Source organism: Cellulomonas dongxiuzhuiae, from assembly GCF_018623035.1.
Lineage (GTDB): Bacteria > Actinomycetota > Actinomycetes > Actinomycetales > Cellulomonadaceae > Cellulomonas > Cellulomonas dongxiuzhuiae.
This window is the reverse complement of the sequence record NZ_CP076023.1, coordinates 912,895-925,232: the sequence shown is the minus strand read 5'-3', so window position 1 is coordinate 925,232 and position 12,338 is coordinate 912,895. Positions and strand designations below refer to the sequence as shown.

Genomic DNA, 12,338 nt, shown 5'->3' with positions numbered 1-12,338 from the left:
CGACCGTGCTCGGCTGCGGTCTCAGACGTCCCAGCGGCCGTCCGGCGTGCGGTGCCACGCGAGACCGATCCGGTCCCAGTGCCGGCCGTGGTGGCGCAGCCGCTGCGTGAAGTCGTCGAAGTCCCGGCGCGCCGGGGCGCTCCACGCGACCTCCGCGACGGCCGCGAGCCGCGGCAGCAGCATCGTCGTCAGGTCGTCGACCGTGCGCAGCGTCTCCGTCCAGAGACCGGCCTCGACGCCGATGACGGCCTCGGCCGGCAGCCCCGCGACGAGGGTGTCCGGCTCCCAGTCGTAGGCCTGGCGCAGGTCGATCGTCCCGGCCCACTCCTGGCCGAGCGGGAACCCCGGCTCGTACTTCATGTCGAGGTACACCTTCGACGCGGGCGACACCAGGATCCGCGCGCCCGCCTCGGCGGCGGCGACGAAGGGCGCGGGGTCGACACGCGTGTCCCAGTACTGCACGACGGTCCCGGCGGGCAGGTCCGGCACCGAGGCGATCTCCTGCCACCCGACCACGCGCCTGCCGTGCGCGGTCACGGCGGCGGACGCCGCGCGCACGAGGCGCACGTACTCGTCGTCCGCCATCGTCAGGACCTCGTCGCCACCGATGTGCAGGTACTCGCCGGGGGTCATGTCGGCCAGGTCGCCGAAGACGTCGACCAGGAACGCGTGCGTCGCCGGCAGGTCGTCGTGCAGCCGCGAGAACCCGACCTCGATGCCGAGGTACTCGTCCGCGGGCCGCCCGTCCGGGCTGAGCTCGCCGTACGTGTGCAGCGCCGCGTTGACGTGCCCGGGGACGTCGATCTCCGGGACGACGCGGATCGCCCGCGCGCGGGCGTACGCCAGGATCTCGTCCCAGTCGGCCGCCGAGTAGTACCCGCCCGGATCACCGCCCACGGAGTGCCCGCTGGAGCGGCGCACCAGCTCCGGCCGCGACGGCAGGTCGATCCGCCACGCCTGGTCGTCCGTCAGGTGCAGGTGGAGCACGTTGAGCTTGTAGTGGCCCATCAGCCCGATGACGACCTTGAGGTCCGGCACACCGACGAAGTGCCGCGCCACGTCGAGCGACAGGCCTCGCCACGGGTAGCGGGGGGCGTCCTCGATGCGCACGGCCTCGACCTGCACGCCGCCGTCGGGTCGCTCGCGCAGCAGCTGACGCAGCGTGACCACCGCGTGCACGAGCCCGTCGGTGGTCCGCGCCTCGAGCAGCACGCGGCCGTCGCCCACGACCACCCGGTACGGCTCCGTGCCCGGCGGCAGGTCCTCGACGAGCCTCATCCGGACCACGCCGGGGGTGCCCAGCTCGGCGTGCCGGATCTCGACGGCACGCCCGCTCACACGGCCCAGCAGGTCGGCCGTCAGGACCGCCAGCGGCAGCAGGTCCTCGTCGGCGTCGACCACCACGACGGTCGAGCGCGTGATGACGAAGGGCGCCTGCGAGGAGGGCTGGACGAGGAGCGGCGCGGGCACGACCCCTGGGACGTCGGACACGGGACTCCTCACGACGGCGGACGGCCCCCCCGCAACCGAACCTACCCGCCGCGGGCGCGACGAGGGGGTCGAAATGCGTGGATCCGTTGCTACCGGCGGTCCGTGAGGCCGCTCGACAGGCGCGGATGCCGGACCTGCCCTAGTTTCCTCTCAGACCGGGCATCGGTCCTGACCTCTGAGGAGTGGACATGGGAATCGGCGGAATCATCAGCGCCATCGTCGTCGGCGCCATCATCGGCGCGCTCGGCCGGCTGGTCGTGCGCGGTCGCCAGAACATCTCGATCATCGCGACGATCCTCATCGGGATCGTGGCAGCGCTCATCGGCACGTGGATCGCCTCGCTCGCCGGGTGGGACACCACCGAGGGCCCGGACGTGCTCGAAGTCGTCATCCAGGTCGTCCTCGCGGCGCTGTTCGTGGGGCTGTACGCGGGCTACGCCGGCAAGCGCCGCCGCTGACCCACGGTCGCAGGGCCGGCACCGCGGCGCACGACGCCGGGTGCCGGCCCTCGGCATGTCCGTCAGGCGTGCGTACCCTGCGCGTCGAGGGACGCGCCGTCCGGCACCGTCCCGCCGTCCCCGACGAGCTCGGCGTCGCCGCCGACCCGCACACCCTGCCCGAACGTCCAGTCGCCCCGGACCTTCAGCGAGGTGGCGTCCCGCAACGACGGGACGTGCGGCACGCGGGCGTCGAACTCGCCGACCAGCGCGTAGTGCGCGGGGTCCAGGTCGACGAACGGCGCCTCGGCGACGGCGACGAGGCGGTGCGCCGCGTCCTCCTCGTACACGTCGGAGCGCAGCACCAGCAGGTCGTTGGTCGTCTTGACGGGCAGGAAGCGCTCGCGCCCCACGCCCAGGACCGCGGCGCCGTCGAACACCTCGATCGCGGCCCCCATCGCGGACTCGATCTGCACGACCTTCGGCGACGTCTTGTCGGTCGGGTCGACGTTCTTCTCGTTGCGGATCAGCGGCAGGTCGAGCACGCCGCCGGTGCGGGCCAGCTCGGCGGCGACGGCCTCGAGGTCCAGCCAGAGGTTGTTGGTGTTGAAGTAGCGGTGGGTCTCGATGTCCGCCGCCGCGGCGGCGTCCTCCGGGGCGGTCTGCGCCGTCTCGCGCAGCACGATCCGGCGGTCCTCGCGGCGCACGACGAGGTGGCCGCCCTTGCGGTCGGCGGGCGTGCGCAGCGCCACCTCGGCCGCGAACGGTGCACCGGTGGCCGCGAACCAGCCGGCGACGCGCGCGTCGGGCGTGGCGCCGAGGTTGTCGGAGTTGGAGACCGACGCGTACCGGAAGCCCGCCGCGAGCAGCGCGTCGAGGACGCCCGACGCGTACAGCGCCGTGTACAGGTCGCCGTGCCCCGGCGGGCACCACTCGAGCGTCGGGTCGGCGTCCCACGTCACGGGCGTCAGACCGTCGACCAGGAGCTTGGGCTCACGGTTCTGCAGGAAGTCCAGCGGCACGCCGTCGACGGCGAGCTGCGGGTGGGCGGCGAGCGCGGCGAGGGAGTCGTCGCGCGTGCGGAACGAGTTCATGAGGACGAGCGGCAGCCGGGCGCCCGTCGCGGCACGGGCCGCGAGCACCTGGTCGGCGATGACGTCGAGGAAGGTGCGCCCGCCGCGCACGGGCAGCAGCGACTTGGCGCGGTCCATGCCCATCGACGTGCCGAGCCCGCCGTTGAGCTTGATGACCGCCGTGAGCGCGAGGGCCTCGGCCGCGGCAGCCTCGTCGATCTCGAGGTCCTCGAGGTGCGGGACGTCGGTCAGCGGGGCGACGTCGGCCTCCGGGACGAGTCCGGTGCTGCCGGACTCGAGGAGCCCGTAGAACCTGGTGAACACGTCGACGGCGGTGGCGGCGACCCCACCGTCACGCATCTTCTGCTGGGCGAGCGCGAGTCCGTTCATGCGTCGACTGTAGGAGCGATGACGTCACCCGGGCTGGTGAGTCCGGTCACATCGGGCAGGTCGTCGACCCGTGTTCACGCACCGGTCGCTCGCGCGCGGCGCGAGTCCGGACAACGCAACAGGCCGGACCCGTGGGGGTCCGGCCTGTCGTGCGGGTGGAGCTGAGGGGATTCGAACCCCTGACCTTCTCATTGCGAACGAGACGCGCTACCAACTGCGCCACAGCCCCTTGAAGCGGGGATCACACTAGCATCACCGACGCCCTGCGACGAAACGCACGACCTGCCACTGCGAGGCGTCGCGGTGCACGCCACGCGACGGGCGGACGCGCGCCGGACGGCTACTGCCCGGCCGCGCGGCGCCGCGCGAGCACCGCGTTGAGGTCGATGCTCCCGGTGGTCTCGACGGACGGCTCGACCACCGACGGCTGCGCCTCACGGGCGGCCGGGGCCACCTCGTCGCTCGGTGCGTCGGCGGGGCGGCGCACGGTCGACGCCTCGGCGTCCGGCTCCGCCAGCGGCGCCGGCGTGCGGCGCGGCGCCGGCGCCTTCATCGCGTAGGTGGGACGCGGGACGCGCACGGGCGACCACTCGCCGTCGCGCTGGTCGTCCGGGGCATCCGCCGGGGCGTGCTGCGCGGCAGGGGCGGACGAGCCGCGCACGACCGGCACCTGCCCGGTCGCGTGGCGCGCCGGGCCGGTGGACTCGCCACGGTCCTCGACGATCCGCTCGAAGACCTCGGTGTGGGCGTCCGACGGCCGCACGGCGTGCCCGGTGACGAGCGGCACCGGCACACCGGGCTCGGCGTCCGCCCGCACCGCCGGGGTGGCCCCCGTGCGCGGCCGCACCGCCGGTGTGGCGCCGGTCCGCGGGCTCGACGCGAGACGCTCCTCGCGGTGGATGGTCGCGACCCACTCGGCGTCGGCCACGTGCCCGGCGATCACCGCACGGCGTCCGAGGACGACGACGGAGGCGAGCAGCGCGGTCGGCACGGCGCCGAGCAGCCACGTCGCCGCGGGTGCGACGCCCGCGACGACCCAGCCGGCCACCGAGGCCACGACCAGGACGGCGGCGAGGAGTCCCCGACGACGCGCGGCGGCGCCCCGCCGGGCAGCGGAGGCTGCCCGGGCGGCGCGGGCCTGCGCCAGGCGGCGCGCGGCCTCGGCGGAGATGCGCTCGGGTGTGGCGTGCGGTCGGTCCACGGTGGTGCCTCCTGTCAGCGTGCCGGCGTACGCGGCCGGCACCCCCGTCCCCGGGGTCAGCAGTGCCGTCGTGCTCGGTCCCCACATCCCGGCCGCCGCGGCCCGGCGTCCCAGCCGGCGGCGCGTGCTGCTCGCCACCGCGACGACGCGCAGACCCGCGGAGAACCGGTCGTCGGTCCGAGCCTCCAGCAACCGTTGACGGTGCCGCAGGTGGTGCGGCACCAGATACGCCGCCCACAGACCCACGAGCGCGAGCGCCACGAGGCCTGCGAGTCCATTCACGTCACGACGGTAGGGGGCGCGACGGCCACGACGCCGCAACGGCGCGGCGTGTCGCGTGGACATCCCCCGTCGGACGCCCCGGCCCGCCGCGGGTCAGGCGGTGCCGCGGCGGCGGTGCCACCGCTCGACGAGCCCCTCGGGCACGTCCTCGACCGTCAGCGCGAACGTCCGGTGGTCGCACCACCGCCCCTGGATGTGCAGGTACCGCTCCCGCAGGCCCTCGTCGCGGAACCCCAGCTTCTCGACGACGCGCAGCGACGGGGTGTTCTCCGGGCGGATGTTCACCTCGACGCGGTGCAGGCCCATCACCCCGAAGCAGTGGTCGGTCGCCAGCGCCACCGCCGTCGGCGTGATCCCCTGCCCCGCGACGTGCTGCGACACCCAGTACCCGATCGCCGCCGACCGCAGCGAGCCGTACTGGATCGACGAGACCGTGAGCTGGCCCACGAGCTCGCTCCCGCGCTGGACCGCGAACGGCAGCGCCGTCCCCTCGCGCGCCTGCGCCGACAGGGCCCGCACGAACTGCCCGAATGTCGGTCGCGGCCCGCGCACCGGCTCGGGGCTCGTCGCGTCCCACGGTTCCAGCCAGCCGAGGTTGCGTCCGCGCAGCGTCATCCACGCGTCCGCGTCGCGACGACGCAGCGGCCGCAGCCGCACGTCGCCGTCGACGAGCACGACGGGCCACCCGACCGCCACCCTCATCCCTCCAGCACCAGGCAGTGCACGACGTCGCCCGGACGCACCGCGAGGTCCCCCTCGCCGACCACCGCGAGCGCGTTGGCGTGCGCGAGGGCCGTGGTCGACGGGGCCGACGGGTCACCGAGCGGGGTCGCGCGGTACCCCTCGTCCGGGGAGCCCAGCACCGTGGCGGGGACGAACTGGCGCAGGCCCGCCGGGGACGCCCAGCCGTGCGTGGCGGCCGCCGCGACCGACGGGCGGAACAGCTCGGTGTACCCCGCCATCGCACGCAGCGCCGGACGCACGAACACCTCGAACGACACCTGCGCGGCGACCGGGTGCCCCTGCAGCGCGAACAGCGGGACGGTGCGCCCGCCCTCGTCCACCAGGTCGAGCCCGAGGGCGCCGACGATCCCGAAGCCCTGCCGCAGGCCGGGGGTCATGGCGACCTGGTCCAGCCGCACGGTGCCCAGGGGCGCCAGGACGTCCTTGACGGTGTCGCGTGCGAGCTCCGACAGCCCGCCCGTGAGCACGACGAGGTCCGCACGCACGAGCTGGTCCTCGAGCGCCTCGCGCAGCCCGGCGTGGTCGTCGGGGACCACCCCGACGCGGACCGCGGTGGCGCCCGCGTCGTGCACGGCCGCCTCGAGCGCGTGCCCGTCGACCTCGAAGACCGTCCCGGGCCGGGCCGACGTCGTCGGCTCGACCAGCTCGTCACCCACCGACAGCAGCACGACCCGGGGGGTCGGGTGCACGGTCAGGCGTCCGCGCCCCATGGCGGCGGCGAGCGCGATCTGCCGGGCACCGAGGCGGGTCCCGGCCGTCAGGACGACGCCGCCCGCGCGCACGTCGTCGCCCGCGCGCCGCACGTGCTGCCCGGGGCTCGCGGAGCGCTGGAACGCGACGCGTGCCTGCCCGCGGTCGGTCTCCTCGACGGGCACGACCGCGTCGGCGCCCAGCGGCAGCGGCGCACCCGACGCGACCCGGACCGCCGTGCCCGGCACGTGGCGCAGGCCGGCGGGGCTGCCGGCGTGCAGGTCGTGGGCCACCGGCAGGCTCGGGCCGTTCGCGCCCCCGGCGGTCGTGTCGTGCGCCGCGACCGCGTACCCGTCGCGCGACGCGACCGCCACCGCCGGCACGTCGACCGGCGCGACGACGTCGGCGGCCAGGATGCAGCCCGCCGCGTCGTGCAGGACCACGTCGAGCGGGGGCACCGGACCCGCGGCGGCGAGCACGGCGGCGAGGTGCTCCTGGACCGATCTCATGGCCGCATTGTGCCCGCTGCGGCACCGTGGACCCGCCCGCGCCGCGCGCCTGCGACCCGGCCGCGATGACGACGTCCCGCCAACCGTCCCCTCGCGGCGCCCGGGTTTGCCACACTGGTGCCATGAGCACCGTCGCCCAGCCCCCTTGGCACGCCCACGAGGAGGCGACGGCCCAGCGGTCGCGGCCCCGGGACACGGCGGAGGAGAAGGACCGGTTGCGGCGCCAGGTGCGGGCACGCCGTGCGCACCGGTCGATGCGGCGACGCGCCGAGGCTGCGGCCCGGCTCGCCGAGGTGGTGCTCACGATTCCCGAGGTGACGGCGGCCCGCTGCGTGAGCGTCTACGCCTCGCGTCCCGGCGAGCCCGGCACGGAGCCGCTCATCGAGGCGCTCGCCGCGCGGGGCGTCCGGCTGCTGGTGCCGGTGCTGGGCACCGGCCTGCAGCGCGACTGGGCCGAGTACACCGGGGCCGCGGACATGCGCGAACGCGCACCGGGGCGTCCGCCCGAGCCGGGCGGTGCACCGCTGGGCTCGGCCGCGCTCCTGGAGGCGGACGTCGTGCTCGTCCCGGCACTCGCGGTCGACGCGCGGGGCGGCCGGCTGGGGCAGGGCGGCGGCTGGTACGACCGGGTGCTCGCGCACGTCCGCCCCGGCGCGCCCGTCATCGCGCTCGTGCACGAGGACGAGATCCTCGCGTCGGTCCCGCGCGAGGCGCACGACGTCCCCGTCACCGCGGTGGCGACGCCCGACGGGTGGCGCCACGTCGAGCCCCCCGACGCCCCGGAGGTCCGACCCGGAGCGTGACCGGGTCAGTCCTGCGGCGGCACCAGCGTCTGGCGGTCCACCGCGTCGGCGCTCACGGCCGCCGCGGAGTACGGCCACGGGAACTGCCGGCCCTGGGCCCACGCCTCGAGCTGGTCGGCGTAGTGCGCGCTCGCCGGGTGCCCGGAGGTGCCGGTGAGGTTGACCCAGGTCGAGGAGTCGAGGTCCCCCAGGTCGACGACCATGCGCATCGACGGCGCCGACGTCACGCCGTACGAGCCCGTGGCCGCGTCCCAGCTGGTCGCGGCGACGAGCGACGAGCCGCCGCCGACCCGCTGCGGGACGGGGTTCACCAGCCGGTGCAGCATCCCGGGCACGCCGTCGCCCCCGAGCACCGGGTGCGTGGGCGCCGCGGTGTGCAGCTGACCCCACTCCCAGTCCTCGGTGCGACTGCTGATCTGGGCGGTGAGCTGGCGCCGCGCGGACACCAGCGCCCGGGCGAGCACGTCGTCGCGGCCCTCGACGACGCCGGGGGTCGACCGGTCGTCCCACCAGGGGGACGTCGGGTCGTCCAGCATCCCGCGGACGACCTCGAGCCAGCGCGCGTCGCCGGTCGGCGCGTGGCCCTCGGGCAGGTCGTCCGCGAAGGTCAGCTGGAGCACGTCCGCCCACACGGCGGCGAAGTACATGGCGGCCGCCGAGTCGACGTCCATGCTCTGGTCCCAGTCGCGCAGCAGCTGCTGGCCGGCACGGTCGAACGGGTCCTCGACGCGGACCTGCAGCAGGGCCGGGACCAGCACCTGCGCGTACGGGCTGTGCGCGTCCGTCTGCAGCTCGGCCGTGCTCGCGACGTCCAGGGCCTCGCCCGCCGCGATGCGTGCCGTGAGCAGGTCGCGGACGCGCTGGCTGCGGTACCCGTAGTCGGTGTCCTCCGCGAGGAAGGGACCGACGCCGAGGGGGGTCACCGCCTGGTTCGCCGCCACGACGAAGCCCTCGACGGGGTCCAGGAGACGCGGCATGTCGGCCGGGTCGACCCAGCCCTGCCAGTCGTAGCGCGAGTCCCACCCGGGGCGCGGCCAGGTGCCGTCCGACGGGACGGGCCCGGCGACGGCGCCGCGCAGCGGGACCCGGCCGGGTGCCTGGTAGCCGATGTGCCCGTCGGTCGTGGCGAACACGATGTTCTGCGCGGGCACCTCCAGCAGCACGGCGGCCGCCGCGACGTCGGCGGCGTCCTGCGCGGTCATGAGCGCGAAGATCGCGTCGCCCGTGCGGCCCGGCGTCAGGGCCGTCCATGACAGCGCGACCTCGAACCGCAGGCCCGGGGCGTCGTCGGGGACGGGCGCACGCTGCACGTCGGGCAGGTCGAGGACGTCGGAGACGAGCGGTCCGTGCCGCGTGGTGCGGACCTCGATCTCGACGTCGTCACCGCCCGCGACCTCGATCGTCTCGGTCCGCACGTCGAGCGGCGCACGCTGCCCGTCGACGAGGACCTCGCCGTCCTCGACACGCTCGAGGAAGAAGTCGGTGACGTCGGCACCCATGTTGGTCAGACCCCACGCGAGGGAGCCGTTGTGGCCGATGACGACGCCGGGCAGCCCCGCGAGCGAGAACCCCGTGGCGTCGAACGGGCACGCGTCGGTCACCTCGGCGCAGCGTAGGCCGACCTGGGACCAGACCCCCGGCGCCGAGATCCCCATGTGCGGGTCGTTGGCGAGGATCGGCTTGCCGGACGCCGTGTGCTCCCCGGCGACGGCCCACGAGTTCGAGCCGATGCCGTCGCCGTCGCCGACGAGGTGCGGGACGGCCGACAGCGCGCGCTCCGCGGACTCCAGCGCGCCCTGCAGGCCCGCGTCGGTCAGGTCGAGCTCCGTCGTCGACGCGGCCGGGAACGCCTCGGAGGCGACGTCGGCCGAGGTGACGATCGGCAGGTTGCGGTCCTGCGGGTACGGCGGGAACAGCTCCTCGACGCGTGCGACGTCCTGCACGAACCGGTACGTCTGGGCGCGCGAGAGCTCCCGGTCGTAGTTGGCGCGCAGGTCCCACGCCATGGCCTTGAGCCAGGCGAGCGAGTCGATCGGGTCCCACGCCTCGGGCGCCTGCTGCGGGACCCGCAGGCCCAGCACGGTGTACTCCATCCCGATGGAGCCCGGGTCCCGGTCCTCGAGGTAGGCGTTGACGCCGTCGGCGTAGGCCTGCAGGTGGTCGCGGGTGTCCGGGGACAGCAGGTCCCACTCCTGCTCGGCGACGCGGCGCCAGCCGAGCGTGCGGATCACACGGTCCGCCTCGATCGCGCTCTCGTCCGGCCCGACGAGCTCCGCGAGCCGGCCGGCGCTGACGTGGCGGCGGTAGTCCATCTGGAAGAACCGCTCCTGGGCGGACACGTAGCCCTGCGCCAGGAACAGGTCGTACGGCGTCTCTGCGACGATCGTCGGGACGCCCCGGGCGTCACGCGTGACCTCGACCTCGGCCTCGAGGCCCGCGAGCGCCTGCGTGCCCTGCACGTCCGGCAGGGGCCGACGGACGACGAGGGCGCTGACGAGGGACGTGACCACGAGCGCGAGGACGACGACGACGGCGAGAACGACGAGCGCGGCTCGCAGGCGATGGCGACGGGGCACGGTCGAAAGGCTACCCGCGACGACGCTTGACGGTGGCGCTAGAGTTGGCACTCGGATCCTGAGAGTGCCAGCAGCGCCCACGACGTGGGCGCGACCGGACGGACGAGCCCGGTGACCCGGACGGCAGGTCGAGCGGCGTCGAGGACGCCGCCGGCCGGGACGCGTGGGACACCCGCCGCCGCCGGTCCGGCGACACCCTCGGGGAAGCCTTCGAGCACGGCCGGGGACGCCCGGCGACGACGATCGGGAGTCACCTTGCCCACCTATGCCTACCGCTGCACGGCCTGCGACCACGCCTTCGAGGCCCAGCAGTCGTTCACCGACGACGCCTTGACCGTCTGCCCCGCGTGCGAGGGACGCCTGCGCAAGGTGTTCTCGAGCGTCGGGGTCGTGTTCAAGGGCTCCGGCTTCTACCGCAACGACGCGCGCACGGGCAGCGCTTCCGGCAGGTCGGGCACGTCGGGTGGGTCGGGCGGCTCGGGCACGTCGGGCGCCTCCACGGACACGTCGTCGTCGACGTCGTCGGACACGTCGACGTCCACGTCGAGCAGCACGCCGGCTCCGTCGTCCGCCGGCTCCACGAGCTCGCCGGCCCCCACCACGACGTCGAGCACCGCCGCCTCCGCCTGACCGCACCTGCGGCCGGGGCTCGTCCGCCCCGCCGCGGGCCGCCGCGAGCCGACCACAGGCCCCGCACCCGGCGTCCCCTCCCCACCCGGGAGGAGACCCGCCCGGACCCGGTCCGCGCGCACCTAACGTCGCGGCATGGCTCTCCTGACACCCCCGAGCGCCCCGGGGTCCCCGCCGCCGCTGCCGCACGTGCGCGGTCCCGCGCGGGTCCGGGCGCGGTCGGCACTCTGGCGGTTCCGGTTCCTGCTCGCGGCGGTGTGCCTCGGCGCGGCCGCGGCGGCCACGGTCCAGGCGCTGCGCCCGCCGGGTGCGGCGACGGTCCCGGTGGTGGTGCTCGCGCACGACGTCGGTGCGGGCGCCGTCCTGGCCGCGGGCGACCTCGTCGTCGCCGACGTGCCCGCGGACGCGGCGCCGGGCGGTGCGTTCCGCTCGCCGGACGACGCCCAGGGGCACGTCGCGGCCGTCGACCTGCCCGCTCGCCTCCCGCTCGCCCCCACCCTGCTCGCCGACACCGCGCTGGCCGGGCCCGCGGGCACGGTCGTCGTCGCCGTCCGGCTCGACGACCCCGCCGTGGCCGACCTGCTGGAGCCGGGGCTGCATCTGGACCTCGTGGCCGCACGCCTGGAGGGCGGGCCCGGGGAGACGGTGGCGCGCCGTGCGCTGGTCCGCCCCGCCCCGGGCGCCCGCGCCCCGCAGGGCGGCCTGCTCGGCGCAGCGCCGACGGACGACGGATCCCCGGTGCTCGTCGCCGTCACCCCCGAGGAGGCGGTCCGCATCGCGCAGGCCTCCGTGGGAGCCCGCCTCGTCGCGGTCGTCGTGCCATGATCGGAGAAGAATGCCGGAATCGACGCAGTTCCACGAGGGGGTCGAATGTCCGAGAACAGGCGCGACGGACAGCGCGGGGCGGGTCATCGGTTGCGATCCGTCGGCGACAGCCCCCAGGTCAAGGGCCTGGCGAAGGTGCTCCAGGGATTCAAGGACTTCATCTCCCGCGGCAATGCGGTCGAGCTGGCCGTCGGTGTCGTCGTCGGGGCCGCGTTCACGCAGGTCATCGACGCCCTCCAGAACGCCCTGATCAGCCCCTTGGTCGGGTGGATCTTCGGCAAGCCCAACCTCGACGACCTGTGGAACATCGGGCCCTACACGTGGAACGGCGACATCGCGGACACGGCCGAGCCGATCATGGTCGGCGTCATCCTCAACGCGCTCGTCCAGTTCCTCATCACCGCTGCGGCGATCTACTTCCTCATCGTCCTGCCGCTCAATGCGCTCGCGGCCCGGCGCAAGAAGGGCCAGGAGGACGAACCGACGTCGCCGTCCGAGGACATCCTGCTGCTGCAGGAGATCCGCGACCTGCTGTCGCAGCAGGTCAGCCCGGCGATCGCCAACGACACGACGGGCTCCCCCGGCGACCCGGGCACGCTCCCGCCCGCGCCGCCGGCACCGTCCGGGCCGGCCGTGCCGCCTGCCGGCCCGCCGAGCATCCCGCCCGGCACCTGACCGTCGGCTCCC

Annotated in this window: 11 protein-coding genes, 1 tRNA gene and 1 pseudogene; 5 read left to right on the top strand and 8 right to left on the bottom strand. The window is 75.2% G+C overall.

The features are described 5' to 3' along the window. Positions 1–21: 21 nt before the first annotated feature. Positions 22–1,491: a family 20 glycosylhydrolase gene (locus tag KKR89_RS04205; protein WP_208198003.1), complete on the bottom strand. Its 1,470-nt coding sequence runs from the start codon at positions 1,489–1,491 to the stop codon at positions 22–24. Positions 1,492–1,679: 188 nt separating this feature from the next. On the opposite strand from KKR89_RS04205, the gene KKR89_RS04200 reads away from it, so the two are divergent. Continuing rightward, positions 1,680–1,949 carry a GlsB/YeaQ/YmgE family stress response membrane protein gene (locus tag KKR89_RS04200; protein WP_208198002.1) on the top strand — a complete coding sequence of 90 codons (270 nt, stop codon included), beginning with the start codon at positions 1,680–1,682 and terminating at the stop codon, positions 1,947–1,949. A 62-nt stretch (positions 1,950–2,011) separates the two neighbouring features. Here the strand turns inward: KKR89_RS04200 and KKR89_RS04195 are convergent, their stop codons facing one another. The 5 genes from KKR89_RS04195 to KKR89_RS04175 form a co-directional block, all read right to left on the bottom strand. Continuing rightward, the gene (locus KKR89_RS04195; RefSeq protein WP_208198001.1) at positions 2,012–3,391 is read right to left on the bottom strand and encodes a UTP--glucose-1-phosphate uridylyltransferase; all 1,380 of its coding nucleotides are present in this window, start codon (positions 3,389–3,391) and stop codon (positions 2,012–2,014) included. Between the two features lie 156 nt (positions 3,392–3,547). After that, positions 3,548–3,620 (bottom strand) — tRNA-Ala (locus KKR89_RS04190). Positions 3,621–3,731: 111 nt separating this feature from the next. Next, complete coding sequence (locus tag KKR89_RS04185; RefSeq protein WP_208198000.1) at positions 3,732–4,874, bottom strand: hypothetical protein; 1,143 nt, start codon at positions 4,872–4,874, stop codon at positions 3,732–3,734. A 93-nt stretch (positions 4,875–4,967) separates the two neighbouring features. Beyond that, entirely contained in the window at positions 4,968–5,570 is a 603-nt protein-coding gene (locus tag KKR89_RS04180) for a GNAT family N-acetyltransferase (RefSeq protein WP_208198181.1), read from the bottom strand. A gap of 2 nt (positions 5,571–5,572) precedes the next feature. Continuing rightward, complete coding sequence (locus tag KKR89_RS04175) at positions 5,573–6,817, bottom strand: molybdopterin molybdotransferase MoeA (protein ID WP_208197999.1); 1,245 nt, start codon at positions 6,815–6,817, stop codon at positions 5,573–5,575. A 122-nt stretch (positions 6,818–6,939) separates the two neighbouring features. On the opposite strand from KKR89_RS04175, the gene KKR89_RS04170 reads away from it, so the two are divergent. Next, entirely contained in the window at positions 6,940–7,620 is a 681-nt protein-coding gene (locus KKR89_RS04170) for a 5-formyltetrahydrofolate cyclo-ligase (RefSeq protein WP_208197998.1), read from the top strand. A gap of 5 nt (positions 7,621–7,625) precedes the next feature. Here KKR89_RS04170 and KKR89_RS04165 read toward each other — a convergent pair whose 3' ends face one another. Continuing rightward, on the bottom strand, positions 7,626–10,196 hold the full coding sequence (locus tag KKR89_RS04165) for a penicillin acylase family protein (RefSeq protein ID WP_208197997.1): 2,571 nt from the start codon (positions 10,194–10,196) through the stop codon (positions 7,626–7,628). A gap of 84 nt (positions 10,197–10,280) precedes the next feature. On the opposite strand from KKR89_RS04165, the pseudogene KKR89_RS18555 reads away from it, so the two are divergent. Continuing rightward, positions 10,281–10,592 (top strand): annotated as a pseudogene (locus KKR89_RS18555) (FmdB family zinc ribbon protein); the annotation flags it as partial. 14 nt (positions 10,593–10,606) lie between these two features. On the opposite strand, the gene KKR89_RS18550 reads toward KKR89_RS18555, so the two are convergent. After that, entirely contained in the window at positions 10,607–10,810 is a 204-nt protein-coding gene (locus KKR89_RS18550; protein ID WP_307802247.1) for a hypothetical protein, read from the bottom strand. A gap of 151 nt (positions 10,811–10,961) precedes the next feature. Here KKR89_RS18550 and KKR89_RS04155 point away from each other — a divergent pair, with 151 nt between their 5' ends. Then, on the top strand, positions 10,962–11,651 hold the full coding sequence (locus KKR89_RS04155; protein WP_208197995.1) for an SAF domain-containing protein: 690 nt from the start codon (positions 10,962–10,964) through the stop codon (positions 11,649–11,651). Positions 11,652–11,741: 90 nt separating this feature from the next. Then, entirely contained in the window at positions 11,742–12,326 is a 585-nt protein-coding gene (mscL, locus tag KKR89_RS04150) for a large conductance mechanosensitive channel protein MscL (protein WP_243883440.1), read from the top strand. Positions 12,327–12,338 lie beyond the last annotated feature (12 nt).

What these genes read in the sequence shown, in the direction of transcription:
- KKR89_RS04200 (WP_208198002.1), top strand. Translation starts at nt 1,680, where the DNA reads ATGGGAATCGGCGGAATCATCAGCGCCATCGTCGTCGGCGCCATCATC.
- KKR89_RS04195 (WP_208198001.1), bottom strand. Translation starts at nt 3,391, where the DNA reads ATGAACGGACTCGCGCTCGCCCAGCAGAAGATGCGTGACGGTGGGGTC.
- KKR89_RS04175 (WP_208197999.1), bottom strand. Translation starts at nt 6,817, where the DNA reads ATGAGATCGGTCCAGGAGCACCTCGCCGCCGTGCTCGCCGCCGCGGGT.
- KKR89_RS04170 (WP_208197998.1), top strand. Translation starts at nt 6,940, where the DNA reads ATGAGCACCGTCGCCCAGCCCCCTTGGCACGCCCACGAGGAGGCGACG.
- KKR89_RS04155 (WP_208197995.1), top strand. Translation starts at nt 10,962, where the DNA reads ATGGCTCTCCTGACACCCCCGAGCGCCCCGGGGTCCCCGCCGCCGCTG.